At 38.8% G+C, this 25961-nt stretch carries 22 protein-coding genes; all 22 read right to left on the reverse strand.

Features of this window, described 5'->3' with window-relative positions:
- Positions 1 to 49: 49 nt before the first annotated feature.
- On the reverse strand, positions 50 to 1612 hold the full coding sequence (gene rny / locus AA0X71_RS14065; protein WP_413355933.1) for a ribonuclease Y: 1563 nt from the start codon (positions 1610 to 1612) through the stop codon (positions 50 to 52).
- Positions 1613 to 1979: 367 nt separating this feature from the next.
- The gene (recA, locus tag AA0X71_RS14070) at positions 1980 to 3023 is read right to left on the reverse strand and encodes a recombinase RecA (RefSeq protein ID WP_413355934.1); all 1044 of its coding nucleotides are present in this window, start codon (positions 3021 to 3023) and stop codon (positions 1980 to 1982) included.
- Between the two features lie 236 nt (positions 3024 to 3259).
- Positions 3260 to 4513, reverse strand: a complete 1254-nt coding sequence (locus AA0X71_RS14075; RefSeq protein WP_413355935.1) for a competence/damage-inducible protein A — start codon at positions 4511 to 4513, stop codon at positions 3260 to 3262.
- Positions 4514 to 4558: 45 nt separating this feature from the next.
- Positions 4559 to 5137, reverse strand: coding sequence for a CDP-diacylglycerol--glycerol-3-phosphate 3-phosphatidyltransferase (gene pgsA, locus AA0X71_RS14080; protein ID WP_413355936.1), 579 nt, complete (start codon positions 5135 to 5137; stop codon positions 4559 to 4561).
- 95 nt (positions 5138 to 5232) lie between these two features.
- Positions 5233 to 6120, reverse strand: coding sequence for a RodZ domain-containing protein (locus tag AA0X71_RS14085; RefSeq protein ID WP_413355937.1), 888 nt, complete (start codon positions 6118 to 6120; stop codon positions 5233 to 5235).
- 137 nt (positions 6121 to 6257) lie between these two features.
- Positions 6258 to 7049, reverse strand: a complete 792-nt coding sequence (locus tag AA0X71_RS14090; protein WP_413355938.1) for a DUF3388 domain-containing protein — start codon at positions 7047 to 7049, stop codon at positions 6258 to 6260.
- Between the two features lie 362 nt (positions 7050 to 7411).
- On the reverse strand, positions 7412 to 7669 hold the full coding sequence (locus tag AA0X71_RS14095; RefSeq protein WP_413355939.1) for a DUF3243 domain-containing protein: 258 nt from the start codon (positions 7667 to 7669) through the stop codon (positions 7412 to 7414).
- An 87-nt stretch (positions 7670 to 7756) separates the two neighbouring features.
- Positions 7757 to 8479, reverse strand: a complete 723-nt coding sequence (gene ymfI, locus AA0X71_RS14100; protein WP_413355940.1) for an elongation factor P 5-aminopentanone reductase — start codon at positions 8477 to 8479, stop codon at positions 7757 to 7759.
- A 42-nt stretch (positions 8480 to 8521) separates the two neighbouring features.
- Positions 8522 to 9811, reverse strand: coding sequence for an EF-P 5-aminopentanol modification-associated protein YfmH (yfmH, locus tag AA0X71_RS14105; RefSeq protein WP_413355941.1), 1290 nt, complete (start codon positions 9809 to 9811; stop codon positions 8522 to 8524).
- Positions 9811 to 11091, reverse strand: a complete 1281-nt coding sequence (yfmF, locus tag AA0X71_RS14110; protein WP_413355942.1) for an EF-P 5-aminopentanol modification-associated protein YfmF — start codon at positions 11089 to 11091, stop codon at positions 9811 to 9813. Before yfmF ends, yfmH begins: the two co-directional genes overlap by 1 nt.
- 171 nt (positions 11092 to 11262) lie before the next feature.
- Complete coding sequence (locus tag AA0X71_RS14115) at positions 11263 to 12222, reverse strand: ABC transporter permease (protein ID WP_413355943.1); 960 nt, start codon at positions 12220 to 12222, stop codon at positions 11263 to 11265.
- A 1-nt stretch (position 12223) separates the two neighbouring features.
- Positions 12224 to 13282, reverse strand: coding sequence for an ABC transporter permease (locus AA0X71_RS14120; protein WP_413355944.1), 1059 nt, complete (start codon positions 13280 to 13282; stop codon positions 12224 to 12226).
- Positions 13282 to 14808, reverse strand: coding sequence for an ABC transporter ATP-binding protein (locus tag AA0X71_RS14125; protein WP_413355945.1), 1527 nt, complete (start codon positions 14806 to 14808; stop codon positions 13282 to 13284). The genes AA0X71_RS14120 and AA0X71_RS14125 overlap by 1 nt, the downstream gene beginning before the upstream one ends.
- A 266-nt stretch (positions 14809 to 15074) precedes the next feature.
- Positions 15075 to 16178: a BMP family lipoprotein gene (locus AA0X71_RS14130; RefSeq protein ID WP_413355946.1), complete on the reverse strand. Its 1104-nt coding sequence runs from the start codon at positions 16176 to 16178 to the stop codon at positions 15075 to 15077.
- 56 nt (positions 16179 to 16234) lie between these two features.
- Positions 16235 to 16960 carry a GntR family transcriptional regulator gene (locus AA0X71_RS14135; protein ID WP_413355947.1) on the reverse strand — a complete coding sequence of 242 codons (726 nt, stop codon included), beginning with the start codon at positions 16958 to 16960 and terminating at the stop codon, positions 16235 to 16237.
- Positions 16961 to 17181: 221 nt separating this feature from the next.
- A complete protein-coding gene (locus AA0X71_RS14140; protein ID WP_413355948.1) occupies positions 17182 to 19530 on the reverse strand; it encodes a DNA translocase FtsK in 2349 nt (782 codons plus the stop codon).
- A 131-nt stretch (positions 19531 to 19661) separates the two neighbouring features.
- Positions 19662 to 19874, reverse strand: a complete 213-nt coding sequence (locus AA0X71_RS14145) for a YlzJ-like family protein (protein ID WP_413355949.1) — start codon at positions 19872 to 19874, stop codon at positions 19662 to 19664.
- The gene (locus tag AA0X71_RS14150; RefSeq protein WP_413355950.1) at positions 19871 to 20620 is read right to left on the reverse strand and encodes a ClpP family protease; all 750 of its coding nucleotides are present in this window, start codon (positions 20618 to 20620) and stop codon (positions 19871 to 19873) included. Before AA0X71_RS14150 ends, AA0X71_RS14145 begins: the two co-directional genes overlap by 4 nt.
- A gap of 103 nt (positions 20621 to 20723) precedes the next feature.
- Entirely contained in the window at positions 20724 to 22391 is a 1668-nt protein-coding gene (locus tag AA0X71_RS14155) for a ribonuclease J (RefSeq protein WP_413355951.1), read from the reverse strand.
- Between the two features lie 193 nt (positions 22392 to 22584).
- Complete coding sequence (gene dapA, locus AA0X71_RS14160; RefSeq protein ID WP_413362607.1) at positions 22585 to 23457, reverse strand: 4-hydroxy-tetrahydrodipicolinate synthase; 873 nt, start codon at positions 23455 to 23457, stop codon at positions 22585 to 22587.
- Positions 23458 to 23543: 86 nt separating this feature from the next.
- Entirely contained in the window at positions 23544 to 24785 is a 1242-nt protein-coding gene (dapG, locus tag AA0X71_RS14165; protein ID WP_413355952.1) for an aspartate kinase, read from the reverse strand.
- Between the two features lie 90 nt (positions 24786 to 24875).
- Positions 24876 to 25925: an aspartate-semialdehyde dehydrogenase gene (asd, locus tag AA0X71_RS14170; RefSeq protein WP_413355953.1), complete on the reverse strand. Its 1050-nt coding sequence runs from the start codon at positions 25923 to 25925 to the stop codon at positions 24876 to 24878.
- Positions 25926 to 25961: the final 36 nt, after the last annotated feature.

Here is a 25961-nt window from a genome sequence, read left to right on the forward strand (position 1 = left end):
TATAACAAAAAAGCAAAATAAATAAAACGGTGCATCTGCACCGTTTTATTTATTTTGCATATTCAACAGCTCTCGTTTCACGAATAACTGTTACTTTTATATGACCTGGATAATCGAGCTCTGCCTCTATTTTCTTGCGAATATCACGAGCAAGGCGATGAGATTCTAAGTCATCAATTTGATCAGGCTTTACAATAATACGAACTTCTCTACCAGCTTGAATGGCGAATGATTTCTCAACCCCATCATAGGACTCAGAAATCTCTTCTAGCTTCTCTAAGCGGCGGATATAGTTTTCTAACGTTTCTCTTCTTGCTCCAGGTCTAGCTGCTGATAAAGCATCTGCAGCTGCTACTAGAACAGCAATGACGGATTGTGGCTCACTATCGCCATGATGGGATGCAATACTGTTAATGACAACTGGGTGCTCTTTATATTTCGTTGCAAGCTCTACCCCAATTTCCACGTGACTACCTTCCACTTCATGGTCAATCGCTTTTCCAATATCATGGAGTAATCCAGCACGACGAGCCAGTGTTTCATCTTCGCCAAGTTCTGCCGCGAGTAGGCCAGAAAGCTGCGCAACCTCAATAGAGTGCTTGAGTACATTTTGACCGTAGCTTGTACGGAATTTTAGACGACCCAGTATTTTAATTAAATCTGGGTGAAGACCATGTACGCCCACTTCAAAAGTTGTTTGTTCACCGATTTCACGAATATGCTCATCCACTTCGCGACGAGCTTTATCAACCATCTCTTCAATACGCGCTGGATGAATTCGACCATCTTGAACAAGCTTTTCTAAAGCAAGTCTAGCTGTTTCTCTTCGAATTGGATCAAATCCAGATAAAATGACCGCTTCCGGAGTATCATCAATAATGAGGTCAATTCCAGTAAGGGTTTCGAGTGTCCGAATATTACGGCCCTCACGCCCAATGATGCGTCCTTTCATTTCATCATTTGGTAAGCTTACAACTGAAACCGTTGTTTCAGCTACGTGGTCCGCTGCGCATCTTTGGATGGCTAGTGACAAGATTTCTTTCGCTTTCTTGTCCGCTTCCTCTTTTGCTCTATTCTCACTCTCTTTAACCATTAAAGCGACTTCAGTGGATAATTCATTATCCATTCGCTCTAAAATGATGGACTTCGCCTCATCACGCGTTAAGCCTGAGATGCGTTCAAGCTCAGATTGTTGCTTCTTTAAGATCTCGTCCACTTTGCTTTCCATCTCTTCAATATGCTGTTGTCTTTTGTTAAGAGAATCGTCCCTCTTTTCTAATAGTGATTCGCGTTTATCTAACGACTCATCTTTTCGATCTAAGTTTTCCTCTTTTTGCATTAAACGATTTTCTTGTTTTTGCAACTCATTTCTTCGATCACGAATTTCACGTTCAGCTTCTGTTCGAAGCTTGTGAATTTCATCCTTTGCTTCAAGCAGAGCTTCCTTTTTTGTAGAGTCCGCATCACGCTTTGCATCCTCTAAAATTTGCTCCGCCGCATCTTTTGCACCTGCAATCTTTGCTTCAGCAACGGATTTACGAACAAAATAGCCAACAACTGCACCGACGAATAGGCCAAGCAAAATGGAGATGATTATAAATACTAAATCCATCATTTCACCTCCTCTTGCTATGAACTTTTGTTTTTACGTTTCTAAACTGTCGGCATGTACATTGTCAAACATCAATATACAGCACAAAGGCTTTTTCACGTTTTTATCATTATAAAAATTGTAAAATATACATATTAATTGTAAAGGTGTGAATTTTTATTGTCAAGTGCTTGTCTTGTCTGCTTTTTCCAGCGCAAATTCAGGTGGATATTCTATGGCCAGTTCGTTATGTAGAAGTGACCAAACAGACTTCACCCAGCTATAAAAAATGACACACAAAACAGCAAAGCGTATAAGCTTTGCTGTTTCAGATAATGTTTATAAAGCTAGCGTACTACTAGCACACACTTCATGAATTAAGTAGAAATTAATCTACAAGATCAAAAGTTTCTTGATCTTCGTCCTGTGCATCAATCACTTTAACACCATCTAAGCCGTAATGTTCGCGGATCTTTTGCTGAATCTCAAGGCGAACCTCTGGATTTTCTTTTAAATAAAGCTTCGCATTTTCACGGCCTTGGCCAAGACGTTCATCGTTATAGGAATACCAAGAGCCACTCTTTTGGACAATATCAGCCTCAGAACCTAAGTCGATGATCTCGCCCTCTTTTGAGATTCCTTCTCCGTACATAATATCCACTTCTGCCACGCGGAACGGTGGAGCTACTTTATTTTTCACGACTTTGATCTTTGTCTTATTCCCAACCATGTCATTGCCTTGCTTTAATGATTCTGCACGACGAACTTCTAAACGTACAGAAGAATAGAATTTCAGAGCACGTCCTCCAGGTGTTACCTCAGGATTTCCAAACATGACCCCTACCTTTTCACGAATCTGGTTGATAAAGATAGCAATGGTTTTAGACTTATTGATGGCACCAGATAGTTTACGAAGAGCTTGAGACATTAGACGAGCTTGTAGACCTACGTGAGAGTCTCCCATTTCCCCTTCAATTTCCGCCTTCGGTACAAGGGCGGCAACAGAGTCAATAACAAGAATATCGACCGCTCCACTTCTTACAAGCGCTTCAGCAATTTCAAGTGCTTGCTCACCAGTATCAGGTTGTGACAATAGTAATTCATCAATATTAACCCCAAGCTTAGAAGCGTAAACTGGATCTAAAGCATGTTCCGCATCGATAAATGCAGCTTGTCCCCCTTCAGCTTGAACTTCTGCAATAGCGTGCAAGGCAACAGTTGTTTTACCTGAACTTTCAGGTCCATAAATTTCGATAATACGCCCACGAGGATATCCACCAATTCCAAGAGCTGCATCTAACGCTAAAGAGCCACTTGGAGAAGTTGAGATTTGACGATCTGTTTGTTCACCCAATTTCATGATGGAACCTTTACCAAATTGTTTTTCTATTTGTTTCAACGCCATTTCTAAGGCTGCTTGACGATCACTCACTATAAATTCCTCCTTATTTCTACCAATCGGTTCATCTCTATTAAAAACCTATCTCTAATATAACTGTTTTCCGCTCATTTGTCGAGAAAAAAATCGAACATCCATTCGTTTTTTTTAACCTGAATAAATCCCTAAAATTTCAACTTTATATAGGGGAAAGACAGCATTTCAGTCCGAATTAGATCTGGATTGAAATCATTTCCTCCAATATCTGAAAATAAAAATCACAGGATCGATTAGTTTCGATCCTGTGATTCCTTTAAAGTTTTGAGGAGGAAATGACATCCATGTTTAATTGTTCTAATACGGATTCCTTCTCTCGTACCTGCTAACTGCAGTTGCTCATATATTGGCTCTTGTCCTTTTATAGAAATGCCGATAAAGACCATCCCAACAGGTTTTCCTTCTTGCTTTGCTGGTCCAGCTACACCTGTAAAGCTGATGCCAATATCTGTTTGGATAATGGAGCGAACATTTTCAGCAAGTTCCATCGCACATGCGGCACTTACTGCCCCATCCGTATCGGTTGTTTCCTCATTCACTTTAAGAACATGATTCTTCACTTCAGTAGCGTAGCAAACAACTCCACCTTTAAAAACATCCCCCGCTCCAGAGATCGATGTTATTTCCTGTTGAAAAAGACCCCCTGTCAGGCTTTCTGCACATGCAATGGATAAATCCCGAGCATCCAATTCTCGAAATAACTCATTCATCAAAGAAGTGGAATCGTATCCATAGAAATATTCTCCCACCCTTGAGAGAATCTGTTGCTCCGTATCATCGATTAGTTGATTTGCGAGCTTTTCATTGTTAGCCTTTGCTGTCAATCTGAGCGTAACCTCGCCATCTGCAGCAAGTGGCGCAATCGTTGGATTTTGTTGCCCATCAATTAGATCTTCAATTTCCGTCTCCAACGTTGATTCTCCAATTCCAAAAAATCGTAAGACACGAGAAACGATTTTGTCATTGGTAGGCTGATTCTTCAAAATCTCTTTTTCACCATATTGTAGATACATAGGTTCTAACTCTTTAGGTGGTCCTGGGAATAACATATATGTTCGATTATTAACAGTCGCCACCATCCCAGGCGCCATTCCATGATCATTTGGAAGGACAGTTGCACCTTCTAATACAAGCGCTTGTTTCCGATTATTCTCTGTCATGACTCGATTCGTCGTTTGAAAATATTCCTCTATCGACTTTAGGGCAACTTCGTCATGAACTAAAGGTTTTCCTAAGTGAGATGCGATCGTCTCTTTTGTTAAATCATCCTTTGTCGGTCCGAGTCCGCCTGTCATAATAATCAGATCGGCCCTGCTTTCAGCATTTTCAAGGACAAGCTTCAAGCGTTCTGGATTATCACCGACCACTGTATGATAATAAACATTCACACCAATGTTCGCAAGTTGCTTCGACAGAAATTGAGCATTCGTATTGACAATCTGACCGAGTAATAACTCTGAACCAACTGCAATAATTTCTGCATTCATCCAAAACACTCCTAACTATGAAAGTTTAGTATGACCTATATTCTATTACTTTGAATTGATAAAAACATGTTTGTTTTTACTAAAATAATCCCAGCCAGACCAAACTGTAAAGAATGTAGCTACCCATAGTGCGATGTCCGCAAATGGTAGGGAGAGTAATTCAAAAATCATATTATGTAATAGCAATGCTGAGATCGCAATAATTTGTGTCCACGTTTTGATTTTCCCAAGCATATTGGCTGCAACGATTTCCCCTTCTCCAGCTAATATCGCTCTGAGTCCTGTGACAGCAAATTCTCTACTTATAATCAAAATAACAATCCATGAAGTTGCCATTCCGATTTGAACGAGAACAATTAGCGCCGCAGAGACCAATAATTTATCTGCTAACGGATCTAAGAACTTTCCTAGATTGGTCACTTGATTTAATTTCCGTGCGTAGTATCCATCAATCCAATCCGTTGTTGAAGCAATAATGAAGATCAATGCTCCTACAAAATGGGCAACAGGAAGTTCCACTCCAAGAAACCTCATATCTCCCCACGAGAAAGGGTATAGCATAATAATCAAAAATAAAGGGATAAGTAGAATTCTTGAGACAGTTATTTTATTTGGCAAATTCATTTGATTTACCCTCCAACTTTTAAAAATTTACATCAATAATGTGATAATTCATTCAATTGTTATGCGAAAGCGAAAAATAGTCACCGAATCGATGACTATTCAGAAGCTTTCATGTAACGGATCGTAATGTCTTGAACAATTTGACTTTCAGGCGCAGCGTATTCAAGTTTTTCATCATTCACATAGATCTCAGTGTTTTTTGAATTTCCAACTTTAATCACTACTTCTTCTTCATTTGTTAAATCTTCTGTATGGTCGACTGTACCTTCTGTAGATAGCAGTCCTTTAAAGAATGATTGACCTGCTCCATTCTTTATCTCAACCCAAGTTTCACCAGTTGAAACGAGCTTTAATTCAAATTTATCAGCATTGTTTAGCTCATAAGTGGTCCTTCTTCCTTGAGATTCTGCCACTGTAATTTCTTGTTCTGGTGTAACCTCTTCTTCTACATCAGTTTCCTCTGTTCTTTCTTGCTCATCTGTAGCAGTCTCATCTTCTTTTGGTTCTTCTTCTGGTTCTCGCGTGAGATTCTCATCATAGGAAGCCTGCTCATTGTTAATATCTGCTACATCATTCGGGTCATTTGCTCCATCTTTAGGATAAAAATACCAAATGACAGCAAGGGCACCGATAATAAAGAAAAATACTAATATTTTCGGAAGGATATCAAAGAATTTCGAATTGCCTCCAGTGATCGTTTTTCGACTTTGAACTCGGGAAAGTTTTTCTGGAATATCATCTTTGAAAGAAGCTGGGACATCCGCTTGATATTGCTCGAACAATTCCTCTGGCTCTAAATCGACTGCTTCCGCATATTGTTTTATAAATGCTCGGACATAAAATGGCCCAGGCATCATACTATAGTTTCCTTCTTCTATTCCCTCTAAATATCTTTTTTGAATTTTCGTCACTGCTTGTAAATCATCTAAGCTCATATCTTTTTCAAGACGAGCTTCCTTCAATCGATTCCCTAGTTCTGTCAATTTGTAACACCTTCCAACTGAGTAAATTTCATTATATGTCTATTAGCACTTATCCGATTATCACTTAGGACCTTTTTAGACACATAATTTTAACCCTCTATCTTATTCTTCAGGATGAATTTATCGAAAAACCAAGCCTAAAAATCAAAACCACCAAAATCGGAGTCTGAAAACATATTATTTTTTTCAACAATCTCGTATGTAATTTCTTGTTCTGACTCATCTCGAAGTTCAATAATATAATCGAAATCATCCAAAGTATATTCAGTATTTTGCACAAATATATCAGGATGCTCCACAACTTTTACAGCAGGAAGCCGCATAATCTCCCTTACTAATTGCCAATGTCGTTCATTGGCTCGTCTCGTTGAAACAATCCCATCAATGATAAATAGATTATCTTCGCTGTATTCATCCTCAATTAATTTATTGCGGATCGTTTGTTTCAATAAAGTAGATGATACAAACAGCCATCTCTTATTTGCACAAACACTCGCAGCCACTACAGATTCTGTTTTTCCTACTCTTGGCATTCCTCGAATACCAATCAGCTTGTGACCATCCTTCTTAAATAATTCTGCCATAAAATCAACTAATAATCCAAGCTCATCACGGACAAAGCGGAAAGTCTTTTTATCATCTGCATCTCTTTGTATGTATCGTCCGTGTCGAACAGCTAATCGATCTCTTAGCTTAGGGACACGGAGCTTAATTAATCTTATTGTATCCATTGTATGTAAAATAGACTCAAGTCTAACAATTTGATCATGGTTTTTAGCTAAGATTAACAGCCCACGTCGACCTTCGTCAACTCCATTAATCGTCACGATATTAATAGATAGCATTCCTAATAGTGACGAAATATCACCAAGTAGTCCAGGGCGATTTGTAGTTATTTCATATTCTAAGTACCATTCTTGCTTTTCCATGGAAAACCTCCTTAGAAGTAGAAATAAGGAGCGCCTGTTCCAAGGTGATCATGAGGTCTTTTAATCGAATAAACTTCATCAGCTTGGAAAGAGCAGTTACTGGCATTCTCCAAATTATTCTCTTGTTCGACAAATTCACCAAAATTAAGCAAATTCATCTAGCTACTATAATAAAGGATTTTCTATGAATATGAAAGAAAAAAACAAGTTCAAGTTTAATATTAAAGCAAATCAATACAATTTTATTCGCTTCACCATGTAGAAGAGCGTTTTCTTGTTATAAAATATCATATAATTGCTACTTTTCAGTTCCTTAACGATTAAAAAGAGAGGCATTGCCTCTCTTCTGAAAAATATTGATTTTAAGCATTTCCATTGTTTTGTACTAATTTAACCATTACATTTGCAATCGCATGCTGCTCTTCAGGAGTAGCAACAGACCAAAGATCTGATAAAATTCTTTCTTGCTCGTTCTTTGGGTCCACTTGCTTTGCTAAGTAATCCCCAACTTGATAAGCAATATCACTAATAACCTGTTGATTCACGCCTTCACCTTGAGCCTGATGTAGTCGATCTCCTAAAAAGTCTTTCCATTGGTTCCAATTATCAAGTACAGACATAAAATAACCTCCTTAAATGTATTACGTGGTTATTTTGCATACTTGAAAAGAATCTTATACATGGTTTACATCTTTTTCATGCAAAATTCACATATACCAACCGCCATTGACCGCAATAATCTGGCCAGTAATATATGCTGAACGTTCGGATAGAAGAAATGAAACTGTATCGGCAATATGTTCAGGTTTTCCCAATTGCCCCATCGGAATTTCCTCAGCTATGCTCTCAAGTTCATCATCTGAAAAAGTCGTAACCATCGGAGTTTTAATCGCCCCTGGAGCGATCCCATTAACCCTAATACCATTAAGGGCCACTTCTTTACTCAATGCTTTCACAAAGGAAATTTGTGCACCCTTTACGGTTGAATAAGCAACTTCACACGCTGCTCCCGTTTGCCCCCAAATAGAAGAAATAACTATGACATTTCCACTTTTTTTCGTCAGCATTTTAGGCAATAGTTCCTTCGTAATCAACATTGGGCTCGTGACATGTGTCGTAATTAATTTTTCTGCCTCTTCTTCTTCTAAGTCAACGAGAAGACCGTATTGGCTCATGCCACTATTATGGATAATCACATCAATAGAGAAAATATGAGACACGAGTTTTTGGTAACCATGACGTGAGGACAAATCCGCTTGTATCGGGACATACTCCCCATTAAAACCCGACAGTTCCTCCATCAACTGTTGAATAGACTCTTTATTTTTATAATAGTGCAAGTAAAGATTATAGCCTTCTTTCGCTAAATTGCGAGCGATCGCACGCCCAATTCCCCCACTTGCTCCAGTAACTAATGCATATTTTTTCATGAAAAACTCCTACCTACTCCCTGAACAATAAAAAAGGCGCGGTTAATTCTTTTTTGGTACCACTTGACAAACAGATAAACGTTCTTCAGAGATAAACTCATTAGCCACTCTTTGAACATCTTCAATCGTAATTTTTTCTAGTGTTGGGACCACATCAAAGAGATCCATCTCATTGAATGCATAGCGTGTAAACTGATTAGCAATGAATTCAGGTGAGTTTACCGCCCGTAAAAATCCACCGATCTTCTTCTTCTTCGTTCTTTCTAACATTTCTTCGGTTAAACCACCATCTTTAGCGGCAAAAAGCATCCCCTTTAATCTTTCAACTAATTGCTCTGGATTGCTTGTATCTCCACCAATCATCGCAAAGCCAAAGCCATATTCTTGTGTGTAATCATAGGAAAATGTATCATCAATTAACCCATCATTATACAACTTGTCATAATTGGTCGAGCTTTTTCCAAAAAGCATATCTAATAAAACATTTGTCGTTAACTCATTTTTAAGCATCTCCATACCGCTTTGGTCATCGTGAAGGGCCTTAACCCCGAGTAAACATTTCGGCGTTTGTACATTCATTTCAAGAACTTTCTTTACTTCGTTCGCTTCTTTGATTTCAGGTTCAAATTGACGCTTTATTTCTGACTGTGCTTCAAACGGCTTTCTCTCCTGATTCTCTTTAATTTGATTCATGATTTTCTTAACGTCAACAGGGCCGACAACAAATAACAGCATATTGCTCGGATGATAAAAGGTGTTATAACATTCATACAGCATATCTTTCGTGATATGAGAAATCGATTCGATCGTACCAGCGATGTCAATTTTAACAGGATGGTTTTGATAGAGATTATCGATTAAACCAAAATATAAACGCCAATCTGGATTATCATCATACATCGTGATTTCTTGACCGATAATTCCTTTTTCCTTCTCCACTGTCTTTTCTGTAAAATATGGTTCTTGGACAAAATCCATTAATGTCTCTAAGTTTAGTTCCACATCAGACGTACTGGAAAATAGATAGGCTGTTCTTGTGAAAGATGTAAAGGCATTGGCGGATGCACCTTGGCGACTAAATTGCTGAAAGACATCGCCATCTTCCTTTTCAAACAGCTTATGCTCTAAAAAGTGGGCAATTCCATCTGGCACCTTTACATATTCATCCTTACCGAGAGGAATGAAATGATTATCAACAGACCCATACTTTGTCGTAAAGGTTGCATACGTTTTATTAAATCCCTTCTTCGGGAGGATATAGACGTCTAACCCATTCGCTAATTTCTCATAATAGAGCTCTTCTTGTAATTGCTCGAATGTAATTTTCTCCATTATTTAGCCACCTCCTGTCCCGTTAAAAAGTAAACCGTATCAAGTTGAATTTTCTGAGCTACTTGAACGATATCTTCTTTTGTCGTTTGATCCATCTGGTCCATCCAGTAATCCAATGAAATTTCTTCGTGTGAAACAACATTATGATAAAGAACTTCAACCATTCCTCTTGCTGTGTCAATCGTTTCCAGCATTTGGTTGCGAATGACTGCCTTCGTTTGTGACAATTCTTGATCGGAAAAATCGCCGTTTTTCATAGCCGTCATTTGTTCATTGATAATCGTTACTGCCTGCTCATAATTTTTATGCTCTATCCCTGACATAACCATCATTAAGCCTTTATGGCTTTCAAGGCGACTAGCTGCATAATAGGCTAAGCTTGCTTTTTCACGGACATTAATAAATAGTTTAGAATGAGAAAAGCCACCGTACATTCCATTTAAAACTTGAAGAGCATAATAGTCCTCATCCCCATAGAGGACATTAGTCCGAAAACCGATATTCAGCTTCCCTTGCTTCACATCTTGTACTTCATTGATTGTTTTGACTTCACGCTCGGCAGTTACCTCGCTCCTCTCAATGAGCTTTGGTGAACGTGGGGTAAATTTCATTTTTTCCTCGGCTATTGAAGCAACCTCTTCTTCTGAAACATCGCCGATGATATATAAATCCATTTCATCTTCAGCAAATGCCTTCTTATAATAGGAATATAAGCTTTCAGCTGTGATCCCATCGACTTCATCCATTTCCCCATGAACGTGGAGGGCATATCTTTCTCCTTTACACATTTCTTCCACTAATCTTGTACTGGAGTATTTCATTTTATCATCATAACTAGACTGAATTCTTTGTTTATGGGTACGCTTTTCCTTTTCAACAGTCTCCTGCTCAAATGCTTCATTTGTAACATTGGGATTCAATAATATTTCTGATAAAAATTCTAGACCTATCTTCAATAATGGCGTTTTATCTGATAAGAATTTTTCATTTGCCATTTCAAGAGCAAAACTGATGACATGATAATCACCCTTTTTTGCTAGATCAACATAGAAGCTAGCCCCATATAGTTCATCTAAATAAGCTCTCAACTCGGTTGATGTAGGATATGTTTTTGAATTGCTTTGTAACACATAAGGTAATAATGCACGTAGTGTGACGTCATCCTTACTTAAAGGTGCCTTCATCTTCCAAACAAGTGTGTTTGTTTTGTACTTTTCCGTTTTAACTATATGAAGATTGTAGCCTTGCATTTCTTTAACCGATTCCGAAATTACTGCCATATATTCATCCTCCTTAGCATCAAGCATACTCCTTACTTATCATACCCAATATTATTCCTTAACTTTTCAAGAAGTTATTTCTACTATACCTTGCCGCTATTTTCCATTTCAAGTAGTAGACAAGCATCGGATCAAAAAAGACCTGACAAATGTCAGGTCTACTATCGTAAATTAACGATGGCCTTTTACATATGGTATGCCAGAAGCCTTTGGTGCATCTGCACGTCCAACGAAACCGGTTAGTGCTAAAATGGTTAGCACATATGGTGCAATAATTAAAAATACAGACGGTATATTTTGAAGCAATGGAATTTGTGCGCCTGTAATACTTAAGGAAGTAGCAAATCCAAAGAATAATGCCGCTCCCATCGCCCCCATTGGGTGCCATTTACCAAAGATCATCGCAGCTAAAGCCAAGAATCCTTGACCGGCAATCGTATGACTTGTAAAGTTCCCCGAGATAGATAGTGCATATACTGAACCACCAATACCGGCGAAAACACCAGATAATACAACACCAATATAACGCATGCGATTAACATTGATCCCCATCGTGTCAGCAGCCATTGGGTGCTCACCAACGGAACGAAGACGTAAACCGAATGGAGTTTTAAAGATGATATACCATACTAAAATGGCAAAGATAATGGCAATATAGGATGTATAAGGAATACGCGAAAAGAATATGTCACCAATAACAGGAATATCAGATAAAAATGGGACATCTTCTTTATTAATACGGTAATCAACAAAATCAGTTTGCCCTTTATTGTAAATTCTTCTGATTAAAAAAAGAGTCAGTCCAGCGGCTAACATATTAATCGCTACACCTGATACCGTTTGATCTGCGCGAAACGTAATACTTGCAACAGCATGTATAAGAGAGAATATCCCTGAAGCAATCGCTGCAACGGCGATCGCAATCCACGGAGCTGCAGCACCAACACTGTCTTGAAGAGTCAAAGTTGTAACGACACCTGCAAATGCTCCAAAAAGCATAAGTCCTTCAAGTCCAATATTAACAACACCTGAGCGCTCACTCATTACTCCACCAAGAGCTGTAAAAATAAGAGGGGCAGCTGTATACAACGTAGCGGGAATAATAATCACCAAAATATCTAAAAAGCTCATGTTATTTCCCCTCCTTGCTAAAGCGTGTTAAAATCAAGCGAATGAGATAGCTTGATGCAACAAAGAAAATAATTAATGCAATGATAATTTCAACAACCTCTGAAGGGACGTTCGCATTGAAATTCATTTGTGGAGCGGCTGTATTTAAACCACCGAATAAAACGCCGGCAACAATGATTCCAAATGGATTATTTGCACCTAGAAGAGCGACCGCGATTCCATCAAAGCCTGTCCCCGTAAATGCGGAAAGTACTGTCATATTTTGGAATGTTCCCAAACCTTCCATCGCTCCGGCAATCCCTGCAAATCCGCCCGAGATCGTCATCGAAAGAACAATATTTTTGGAAACATTCATGCCAGCATATTGAGAAGCATGACGGTTAAATCCGACTGCTTTAAGCTCGTAACCTGTTGTTGTTTTCTCTAAAATGAACCACATAATAATCGCCATTAGAATAGCGGCCAAAATTCCCCAGTGGAGACGAGAACCATCCGTTAAATCAGATAAAAATCCAGACGATAGTGAAGCTGATTCTTGAATCTTATAAGACTTCTCATTACCAGCGTATAAGTATCTTTTAATAATATCTGCTGTAGTGTATAAGGCAACATAGTTTAACATGATTGTGACGATAACTTCATGGACTTTAAATCGTGCTTTCAAAAATCCAGGAATCATTCCCCATATTCCACCTGCGATAGCTGCAGCTAAAATAGCTACAGGAATATGAATAATCGTCGGCAAATTAAATGCATATCCAACATAAACAGAGGCTAGCCAACCAACTAACAATTGCCCTTCAACCCCGATGTTAAATAAACCTGTTTTAAAAGCGAAGCCAACCGCTAGTCCAGCTAGTATTAGTGGTGAAGCAGCTCGAATCATTTCTCCGATATTTTTAGGACTTCCAAACATCCCTTGAAATAGAGCACTAAAGCCTGATACAGGATCGTAACCACCCATTAACATGATGATTGCTCCCACAAGCATTCCTAAAATGGCTGAAAAAATTGGTACTACAATATTAAATAACTTGTCATTTTTGAGGAGCTTTTGCATTATGAAACACCTTCTCTTTCTCTCTTACCACCAGCCATTAATAGCCCTAACTCCTGCTCCGTAGTTTCTTTAGGGTCTACTACATCAACGATTTTACCTTCGTAAATAACGGCTATTCTATCACTTAAATTCATGATCTCATCAAGTTCAAACGAAATTAACAGCACGGCTCTACCTTTGTCTCTTTCCTCAATTAGCTTAGAATGAATAAATTCTATTGCCCCAACATCTAATCCCCTTGTTGGCTGAGCAGCTATTAACAAGCTTGGACTACGGTCTACCTCTCTCGCAATAATGGCCTTCTGCTGGTTACCACCAGATAAGGCACGCGCAGGAGTATACTCTGAAGGTGTTCGAACATCGTATTCGGCGATTAATGCCTTTGCCTTCTCATAGATCTTGTTATAATTTAGAATTCCAGAATTCGAGTATGGTTTTTGATAATAGGTTTGTAACACGATATTTTCACCAACTGAATAATCTAGCACTAATCCGTGCTTATGACGATCCTCGGGAATATGTCCAATCCCAGTTTCAGTTATTTTGCGCGTTGACAAATGAGATGTTTCCTTGCCATTTATTTTGATGACGCCAGATTTTATCTTTCTAAGACCAGTAATTCCCTCAATAAGTTCTGATTGACCGTTTCCATCAACACCGGCAATTCCTAAAATTTCTCCAGCTTTGACGTCTAAGTCAAGGCCATTAACACTTGGAATATTTCTCGCATCTGTGACGGTTAAATCCTTGATTTCTAAAACAATTTCCTTTGGCTGGGCCTGCTCTTTGTCGACTTTAAAATGAACTTCACGACCTACCATTAACGCTGCTAACTCATCTGGATTCGTTTCCGAAACATTAACTGTTCCGATTCCTTTTCCTTTACGTATAACGGTACAGCGGTCACACACTTCCATGATTTCTTTTAGTTTGTGCGTAATTAAAATGATTGATTTCCCTTCAGCAACAAGCTTGCCCATGATTTGGATAAGCTCTTTAATTTCCTGGGGTGTTAACACGGCTGTTGGTTCATCAAAAATTAGAATTTCTGCACCACGGTATAAAGTCTTCAGAATTTCAACCCTTTGCTGCATTCCAACTGAAATATCTTCAATTTTTGCATAGGGATCAACAGCTAAGCCATATCTCTTTGAAAGTTCTTCAACTTTCTTTGCCGCATCTTTAATATTGATTTTCCCTGCTTTTGTAGGCTCGCTGCCTAGAATAATGTTTTCTGTTACCGTAAAATTATGAACTAACATAAAATGCTGATGCACCATGCCTATTCCTAAACGGTTTGCTACATTTGGATCGGTAATATTCACAGGCTGACCCTTAACCTTTATTTCTCCCTTTTCCGGTTGATATAAACCGAAAAGAACATTCATCAAGGTTGATTTCCCTGCACCATTTTCACCAAGTAAAGCGTGTATTTCCCCCTGCTTTACTTGTAAGGTAATATTATCGTTCGCAACGATGCCTGGAAACTCTTTTCGAATGCCATTCATTTCGATTACGTATTCCACCAATATCACTCCCTATTTGAATGGAAATAATTATCATGATTAGATCCTTTTAAACAACAATCGATTTTCAAACGTGCAACTTCATTCATTCGAACATGAGTATCAATAATATTATGTACGTGATCATCTGGTTGTTTATTGGCTCATTTATTCTACAGACAGTCTATAGAATAAATGAGACAATAACATGTAATTCTTTCCAGCGAACGGTATACGGAAAAGTAAGGCTAGTGAGTGTTTCCACTAGCCTTAACTTTTTTTACATTTTATAAAGAAGCTTCGAATGCTTCAAATTCTTCATCAGTTTTAGGTACTTCAATTTCCCCATTAAGGATCTTTTGCTTGAATTCTTCAACCAAATCAAGTGCTTCTTGGCTAACGTTTTCAGTTGTAGGAGCAATTCCTACGCCCTCTTCAGCAAGTCCAAATACGGTTTCTTTTCCACCTGGGAAGTTTCCATCTAATGCCATTTTAGAAATTTCATATACAGCATTATCAACACGCTTAACCATTGAAGTTAATGTTACGTTTTCTGGAAGGCCTTCTTCATGTTGGTCACGGTCTACACCAATAACCCATACATCTTCACCGTTAGCTTTACGGTTCTTCGCTTCAGTGAATACACCGTTTCCTGTTCCACCAGCAGCATGATAAATAATGTCAACGCCACCACTGTACATAGTTGATGCGATGCTTGTACCGTTTTCTGGCTTGTTAAAGTCACCAGCATATTGAGAAACAACTTCAATTGTAGGATCAACTGATTTAACACCAGCTTTAAAGCCGTTTTCAAACTTCTTGATTAGTGGAGAGTCAACTCCTCCAACAAATCCAAGTTTCTTTGATTGTGTATGCTTTGCAGCAATTACCCCAACTAAGAACGAACCAGTATGCTCGTCAAACGTAACGTTAGCTACGTTATTTAACCAAACTGTTTCAAAGTTCTCATCTGATAAAAGGCTATCGATTAAAGCAAAATGTGCATTTTCGTTTTGTTCTGCAGATGTTTGTACAGCATCCTCAAGTAAGAATCCTGCAGCAAACGTTACATCAAAACCATTTTCAGCAAATTGACTTAAATTCGGGATATAATCTGCTTCTTTTTCTGATTGAAGGTAACGGTAACCTTCATTTTCTGTTAGTCCTTCTTCTTCAGCAAACTTTTTTAAACCTTCCCAAGCAGATTGGTTAAATGATTTATCATCTACCCCACCAGTGTCAGTTACAAGACCTACTTTGAAGTCTGGAGCTTCTGTTGCAGTTCCTCCATCTCCGCCGCCTTGTTCTTCATCTTTGTTTCCACAAGCACCTAAGATTGTTCCTGCAGCAAGTACGAGTGATAAAGCTAATCCAAATTTACGCTTTTTCAAGGTTTGTACCCCCTATATATTTGATTTAGTAGATTAACATCTGGGACTCATTCAGCTTATATTCTTTTTCTCAAGACATGGAAGCTAAATTTGTCTGCTCGAAAGTAATTGACCGAATACAGAATAGGTTCGTCTTTTTCATCGAAATGCATTTGCTTTAATACAAGCAACGCTGTTTCCGGGTCACATTCTAGTATGGGTGAAATTCGTTCATGATATCCAAGCGGTTCAATTTCTGCAATTGCATATGTAATTTTTCTCTGTGCAGTCTCTTCTAAAACATGGAAAATCGATTCCTTCTCATGAGAAAAGGTTTTCGGTAAATAACGATGTGGTACATGGTCCACGCAATAGACGACTGGTTCTCCGTTTGCAGTACGAACTCTTTCCATCACAAAAATTTCATCATCCTCAGAACATGAAAATCGACGAACATCCTCTTCGGTTGCACTTTGAGTATCTGAGCTTAGAAAAATGGTACCAGGCTTCATTCCGACTTGAACAATCATATTTGTGACGCTATTAAGTTGTTCAATTCCAGAAGAAAACAAAGGTTTAGCATTGACGAATGTCCCCACCCCATGGCGACGGATGATCACATTCTCCTCTTCAAGAATCCGCAGTGCTTCTCTTAGTGTTGCCCTACTAACTCCTAAAAGCTTGGCAAGGTCAAATTCAGAGGGCAGCTGTTCTTTCTCTTTATAGATTCCTTTTTCGATATCCTGCTTAATCCGATCAATCACCTGTAAATATAAATGTCTGTTATCTGATTTGATGGACATCTTTGCTTCCCCCAACCAATTTTCTCCAAGACATCAGACCTCTGATGTATAATCATTCCTACTAATCGAAAATACTATACCATTTTTCAAGTCATAAATAAATAGAGAAAGACAAGATTCTACAAATTTTACGTCAGAAATATTTACAAAGCTCAGCATTGATAAATACTTACAACCATCCCTTCCAGAAAAAAGGAAGGGATTTCAATAGTATAACGTATTTAAGAACTCGCCTCTTCTGATGGCTTGTCCATCAATACCGCACGAGGCTTACTCCCTTCATACGGACCAACCACCCCTCTCAGCTCCATTTCATCAATCAATCTGGCAGCCCTTGTATATCCAATCCGAAATCTTCTTTGAAGCATAGATACCGACGCGGTCTGCATCTCAAGAATCAATTCCACCGCTTCGTTGTAGAGTTCATCTTCTACTTCAGATGTGGTTTCTGGAATGTCGTCTGGAATCATTTCTTCTTGATATTGCGCCTTTTGTTGATCGATCACAAAGTCCACGATCTCTTCCACTTCATCGTCTGATAGGAAGGCTCCTTGGACACGAATTGGCTTTGAAGCACCTACTGGTAAAAAGAGCATATCTCCTCGTCCAAGTAGCTTTTCTGCCCCTCCCATGTCTAGAATTGTTCTAGAATCTGTTGCAGAAGAAACAGCAAAAGCAATTCTCGATGGAATATTTGCCTTGATGACACCAGTGATGACATCAACAGATGGTCGTTGTGTCGCAATGATGAGATGTATTCCTGCAGCACGGGCCATTTGTGCGAGACGTGTGATCGCATCTTCGACATCAGAAGATGCTACCATCATTAAATCTGCAAGCTCGTCCACGATGACGACAATATAAGGCAATAATGGCTGTTGGGCATCTGCCTCAGCGTTATGCTTCTTAATATATTCGTTATATCCTTCTATATTTCGTGTACCTGTATGTGAAAATAGCTCATAACGACGTTCCATTTCAGTAACCACTTTTTGCAAGGCTTGTGACGCTTTTTTCGCATTTGTCACTACTGGTGCAAGAAGATGAGGAATTCCATTATAAACATTGAGCTCAACCATTTTAGGATCAATCATCATCAACTTTACCTCGTGAGGTTTAGCCCGCATAAGAATACTCGTTATAATGCCATTTATACACACACTTTTCCCGCTACCTGTTGCCCCAGCAACAAGTAAATGGGGCATTTTATTCAATTCAGCGAGTACGGCTTCTCCTGTAATGTCCCTTCCCAAGCCAATCATAAGCTTGGAATCTGGTTTATCATTTTGTTTTGACTCAAGTACCTCTCTCAAAGAGACCATGGCCACTTCCGAGTTAGGTACTTCAATTCCGATCGCTGATTTACCGGGAATTGGTGCTTCAATCCGGATGTCTTTTGCCGCTAAAGCGAGAGCTAAGTCATCACTTAAGCTCACAATTTTGCTCACTTTTACTCCCACATCAGGATGAACCTCATACTTCGTAACAGCTGGACCTAAATGAACTTGTGTAACTCTTGCCTTCACACCAAAACTTTGGAATGTTCTTTCTAGCTTCGCAGCATTCGCATGAATCAGTTCGTATTCTCCACTCTGATCCGTATGTCTAGGAAGTTTCAATAATTTAATCGGTGGGAGCTCATAATCTACATTTTCTACTTCTGTGAACGTAATCGTCGGTGCTAGGGTCTCGTCTGCCTCTGGTGTCTCCGTCTCTTTTTTAACATTTCCAGACTGCGCGTCTCTATGTATATCTTCATCATGCTGAACGTAAGCTCTTTCCGCAAAGCTTGAAATAATTGGTTCTGGCTGTTCTAATTCATTTCGATTAGATTCTGTTGCAATTGGACTAATCGTTTCTTCTTGTTGCTCTTCAGCAACACTTCGTTGCGCGTTTGCTCGAGCAGCTTCTTTCCTAGCTTGTCTCTTTTCTTTTGATGATTTTAGATCATCAATAAATTTATGCCATTGATCTTTCATAAATCCATTTATCGCGACAATCATTTTCGCCGCAGCATCTCCAAATGTTTTCCCTGTTAAAAGAATAATCCCAATAATGATAAGTACTGCTGCGATAATTTTTGAACCTGCTTCATCAAATAAAAAATAAAATAAGGCAAAAAGAACAGAACCGATCATACCGCCGCCTAAATCAGTTGTACTCGTTTCTCCATTCACTTCCATCCAAAATAATTCCCACGTATTTTTAATAACGCTTGGATCATCAAACTTCCCATCATTTAATAGATTATTAAACAATGTGACATGACTTAATAGTAAGAGGGAAGCGACAATTAAATAAATTCCAACTAATCTTCGATGAAAATAGTTTGGAATTTCTCTCTTCCATATAAAATACCCACCTAATATGACTAAAGCTAATAAAAACAACATAAACCATTCGCCAGTGAAAAAGCGGTAAAATAACACAATCGCCCTTCCAACAGCTCCTAATCCTGCAATTGAAATGGCTGCTAATGCAATTAAAATAAGACCAATCAACTCGAAGCGAATCGTTCGCTTAAATTGGGTATTTTGTTTTGTGCTTCTTCTACGTTTCCTTTTTGCCATTCAATCACCTTATATCTTGTATTTATAGTATTCACTTTTTCAAGATAAAAGCAGCCTAAGCGGCTGCTTTTATCCCTGAGTTATACCTATTATACCATAAGTCTTTTCGCTAATACCATTGTTCTTAGGCATTAATACATCGAAATCATCGCTCCAGGAGTATAACGTTGATCGAGATAATGATTCGGGTCGCTGCTAAGGTTTCGAACCACACGATACTTGTGATCCTCTGCCTCTTCTACAATTAACGGAATACCATCACGAAGTACTTGTTTCTGTCTAGCAAATTCATTTTCGTCACGAGGAAAAATAAGTTCCTGAGGCATCATCGTATATAAAATCATTGGATCAACTCCTCTTTGTGATCCTTATTCATTTCGATAAGCTCATCAAGCTTTCTCATCGCTTGGCCAATACCACCTATCTCATCAATTAATCCATACTTAACTGCATCTGTCCCAATAACGTTCGTTCCAATATCTCTTGTTAAGTTCCCTTTTTCAAACATTAAATCTTTAAATTTCTCTTCTGTAATGTTCGAATGTCTAGTAACGAAACTAACCACTCTTTCTTGCATTTTATCCAAATACTCAAATGTTTGAGGTACACCTATTACAAGACCTGTCAGTCGAATCGGATGTATGGTCATTGTCGCTGTTTCTACGATAAACGAATAATCACAAGAAACGGCAATCGGAACCCCGATCGAATGGCCCCCACCTAAAACGATTGAAACTGAAGGCTTCGACAAAGATGCAAGCATTTCTGATATCGCTAATCCCGCTTCAACATCTCCTCCCACCGTATTGAGGATCACTAATACTCCTTCAATTTTTGGGTTTTGCTCAATCGCAACTAACTGTGGAATAAGATGTTCGTATTTGGTCGTTTTATTTTGAGGAGGCAACTGGAGATGGCCTTCGATTTGTCCAACTATCGTTAAGCAATGTATTTTTGAATCTTGCGAGAGCTGAGGGACATTTGTTTGCCCAAGCTGTTGGATTTTCTCCATTAATGGGGAGGGCTTATCCTCTTTCGGCTGCTCCTGACCTTCTTCTTGTTCATTTGTATACTTACTATTTTGATCCATTGAAAAAGCTCCCTTCTTCATAAAAAGCTAAAAAATCTAATGTTAGTATTGGACCTTACATGCGAAATCATGCAAAAAAGAGGAGGTCCCATTGGGACACCCTCTAAATTTCCATTATAATTGGCATGATCATCGGTCTACGCTTTGTTTTTTCATATAAAAATTGATTTAAACCATCTCTCATGTCTTGCTTAATGCTAGCCCAATCAAAAAATTCGCGGTTTATATTCTTTTCTACAATACCTTTTACAAGCTTGACTGACTCGACCATGAGCTCTTCTGACTCACGAACATACACAAAGCCACGGGAAATGATTTCTGGACCTGCAGAGATTTTCTTTTCAGCCTTATTAAGGGTTACAACGACAATCAGAACACCGTCTTGAGATAATAGCCTTCGATCCCTAAGAACTATGTTGCCAACATCCCCGATGCCACTTCCATCAACTAATACGTTACCAGCTGGCACTTTACCCGTAATTTTGACATGCTCCGGCTTTATTTCGAGTACATCCCCTTTATCGATCATGGCAATTCGGTCATCGGTAATCCCACATGCTTTCGCAATTTTACTATGGGATTTCAACATCCGATATTCACCATGTACTGGAATAAAATATTTCGGATTCATCATATTAATCATGAACTTAAGCTCTTCCTTACTTCCATGACTGGATGTATGAACCATACGTCTACCGGAAATGACATTTGCACCTGCGCGGCTTAACATATCAATGGTTTTGTAGGTAAATACCTCACCACCACGTAATGGAGATGCAGCGATTAGGACGGTGTCACCTTTTTGGACATTAACATGTCGATGTTGTCCTTTCGCCATCTTTTGCAAAGCTTCGAGCGGTTCTCCTTGCATTCCTGTTGCTAAAATGACCATTTCATCATCTTCATAATTCTTCAATTCATCAATTGGGATGATTAATTCATGATGGACATGAAGATAATCGAGTTCGATCGCAATATCAAATACTTGCTGTAAACTTTTTCCTACTACTACAATTTTTCTTCTACTTTCATAGGCAGCATCAAAAATGTGCTGAATTCGGTTTAAGTCAGATGCAAAAGATGCGGCAATTATTCTCCCTTTTGCATTGTAAAAGACGTCCCTCATCGCTCTGACAACGATAGACTCTGACGGAGTATAGCCTGGCTTTTCAGCATCTGTACTGTCCGATAGTAAGCAGAGAACCCCTTTTTCACCTAAAGCGGCCATCTTCCCTATTTCTGGTTTGTAGAGCTCCGTTGCCGCCTGATCGAACTTGAAATCACCGGTGTAGACAACTGCTCCCTCTGACGTATGTATGGCAATTCCAACTGAATCAGGAATACTATGATTCGTTTTGAAAAAAGATACTGTAACCGTATCAAAGTTCACAGTCGTATCAGATTGAATTTCAACAAAATTCGCTTTTCCTCTGTATTCTTGTTCTTTCATTTTTGCTTTTGCTAATGCAATCGTTAGCTTCGTTCCATATACCGGTGTTTGTACTTGACGTAAAAGATAAGATAGTGCCCCAATGTGATCCTCATGCCCATGAGATAGAAATATTCCTTTAATCCGATCTCTGTTTTGCGAAAGAAAAGTCATATCCGGGATTACGATATCTATTCCGAGCATTTCATTTTCTGGGAACATAAGACCTGCATCTAAGACGAATAAATCTCCATCCACGTCTACGATGTACATATTTTTGCCGATTTCCCCAACTCCTCCTAGAGCTGTTATCTTGATGTTTTCATTCTTTCTAGTGTTCAATGTCATACTTCCTCCTACTTATTGTTTCCGACCCAAGATCAGTTAACATTATTATACTTGAAAACTGAAACCCTTTCCAACCAATTTTGCTTAAGTCTCCTTTTCTTCATGGTTTGATTGACTACTTTTAAACAGAAAAAAGCCGACTCATTCGATGCTTTTAGCAACGTCTGAGTCGGCTTTTTAAGATCTATTACGCCTCATTCAATAATGTTATGAGGGCATTTCTCTCTTGCTCTGTCAAGGGTACCAAAGGCAATCGAACTGAGCCCACATTTAAACCTTTTAGCTGAAGAGCTGTTTTCACCGGTACAGGACTTGGTGCCTTAAAAAGCCCTTCCATCATAGGCAAAAGGGATTGATGGAGCTTTGCTGCCCGCTCGTTGTCTCCATTTAAAAACGCTTGAACCATTTCTTGCATTTCATTTCCAATAATATGGGATGCAACTGAAACGACACCTGTTCCACCGATAGAAAGAACAGGTAATGCAATTCCATCGTCCCCACTATATAGGAAGAAATCATCTGACGTATTCGCAATAATTTTCGTCATCGCATTTAAGTCCCCACTTGCCTCTTTCGCAGCTACAATATTTGGGATTTCAGCTAAACGAATCATCGTATCTGGCAAAATATTGACGACAGAACGGCTCGGAATATTGTACACCATCACCGGTAAGGTTGTAGATTCAGCAATTTCTTTAAAGTGCTGATATAAACCTTCTTGGTTCGGCTTGTTGTAGTAAGGAGCTACAACCATAATTCCATCCACACCAATTTGTTCTGCTTTTTTTGTCAACTCAATGGAAGCATATGTGTTATTGCTTCCTGTACCAGCTATGACTGGAATTCGCTTATCAACAACTTTTACCACATGTTGGAATAAAGCGATTTTTTCTTCTTTTGTCAATGTCGGAGATTCACCAGTTGTACCAGCTATGACTAATGAGTCCGTTCCATTTTCAATCAAATATTGAATCAGCTGAGTTGTTTTGGCAAAATCAATATGTCCCTTATTATCAAAAGGGGTTACCATTGCGGTTGAAACTCTACCAAATAAAGCCATATTTACACTCCCTTGTGTACATTTAACACGCTTTGAAGCTTCTACTTCCTCTATCTTTTTCAATTTGGAGAAACTTCCTCAAAACCTTAATCTAATTTTTCATATTCAAACGTATCGTTTTGAAGCTCAAAAGCATCATGCAGCGTATTTACTGCCATGACCAGATCTTCTTGCTTCACTAATACCCAAATCGTTGTGTGACTATCGGCAGACTGTAAAATTCTTATCCCTTTTTCAGATAAGGCTGTGACAATCTTGGCTGTTATACCAGGAACTCCTGCGATGCCAGCACCGACAATTGAAACCTTTGCACAATTTCTTTCTAGTTCTGGCTCATATCCTATTGCAGTTAAAATTTCTTCTGCTTTATCACTCATCTCATCTGTAACCGTATAAACGACTCCATTAGGAGATATATTGATAAAGTCGACACTTATTTTTTCATTAGCCATGGACTTAAACACTTCTGCTTGAAGATTATATTCGCCCTTTTTAGCCAACACTTTAATTTGTGTCACAGGTGCAACATGAGCAATTCCTGTTACCGTACGCTCGCTAATATCGCTTCCCTTATTGCTTCGATTTAAAGTTGTCACAAGCGTTCCTGGATTATCCGAATACGTGGAACGGATTCGGATTGGAATTTTTGCTTGCATCGCAATTTCAACTGCACGAGGGTGAATAACTTTTGCACCTTGATAAGCGAGATTACAAACTTCATTGTAAGTGACAACACTTAGCGGTCTAGCGTTTTCAGCGATACGAGGGTCTGCCGTCATAATTCCTTCTACATCGGTAAAAATGTCAACCCATTCTGCTTGTAAAGCTGCTCCTAATGCGGAAGCAGAAGTGTCACTACCGCCTCGACCAATGGTTGTGGTGTCTCCATTTTTCGAAGCACCTTGAAAGCCTGCGACTACAACTACGTCATAGTTCTGAAGCTCTTCAAGAAGACGGTCACACTCCATTTTTACAATTTTAGCATTTGTGTGATCATCATTGGTTTGAAATCCTGCCTGCGAACCTGTAAGAGAAGTCGCCTTAATGCCATTTTTAAGCAGCATTTCTGTAAACACGACACTCGAAATCACTTCCCCGCAGGAAAGAAGAAGATCCTGTTCACGTCTAGTTACTTTTGTTTTTGCTCCATTTATTAGTGAAAGCAGGGTATCTGTAGCATATGGGTCTCCACTTCGTCCCATTGCTGAAACGACCACGACCACTTTATATCCATCTGCAAGTGCCTTTTGAATATGATTTTTCGCATATTCTCGAGTCTCTTCGCTTCTTACAGAAGTTCCCCCAAATTTTTGAACGATAATTTTCATCGTAACACCTCAATTATTAGAAAGGCTCTATTCTTTGTTTCATTCATAGTTGTTTTGCAGGTGATCTATCCCGACAATTCGTTAGAGGACTTATTTAACTAGTCCGATTTTGATTAAACTTTCAGCAATCTGCACAGAGTTCCATGCAGCCCCCTTTAACAGATTATCTGATACAACCCACATATGGAAGCCTGTTTCTTCATCTAAGTCTCTGCGAACACGACCGACAAATACATCATTTTTACCTACACAATCAGAAGGCATTGGATAAATTTGATTTTCTGGATCATCTTGTAAAACAACTCCAGGAGCATCCTTTAATAGTGCTTTAATGTCCTCAGGTGAAACGCCCTCTTTTTCTACCTCAAAGTAGAGAGACTCAGAATGTCCTGTTGCAACCGGTAATCTTACACATGTTGCCGCAACCTTTAGTTCAGGTAAATGCATGATTTTCTTCGTTTCGTTAATCATTTTCATTTCTTCAAATGTATAACCATTATCCTCAAATTTATCAATTTGTGGAATCGCATTAAAGGCAATTTGATAATGCTTTTTATCTGATTTTACTGGTAAAATCTTCGGTTCATAATTTTCACCATGAATAATCGCTTTTGTTTGCTCATTCAGTTCATCAACTGCTTGCGCTCCTGAACCTGAAACAGCTTGATAGGTTGAAACAATCACTTTTTTCAATCCGAACTTTTCGAATATCGGTTGTAGTGCAACGACCATCTGAATCGTTGAACAGTTTGGATTTGCGATTATCCCATTATGATTATGCAAATCAGCTTCATTTACCTCTGGCACAACAAGGGGGGTATTTTCATCCATTCTAAATGCGCTCGTATTATCAACCACGATTGCCCCTCTTTTCACAGCTTCTGGAGCTAACTCTTTTGAAACACTACCTCCAGCACTAAAAAGAGCAATATCAACGTTTTCAAAACTTTCAGGCTTTGCTTCCTGAACCACATATTCTTGTCCTTTAAAAGCGACTACCTTCCCTGCAGAACGAGGTGAAGATAGTAAAGTTAAAGTTGAAATTGGGAAATTTCTATCTTCAAGTGTTTTCAGCATTTGTTGTCCAACTGCTCCTGTTGCTCCAACTACTGCTACATGAAATGCTTTTCTTTCTGTCATTATTGTTTCCCCTTCCCATCTATTTCTTACCATCAT

The sequence above is a fragment of the Robertmurraya phoenicis genome, from assembly GCF_047302285.1.
Taxonomy (GTDB): Bacteria; Bacillota; Bacilli; order Bacillales; family Cytobacillaceae; genus Robertmurraya.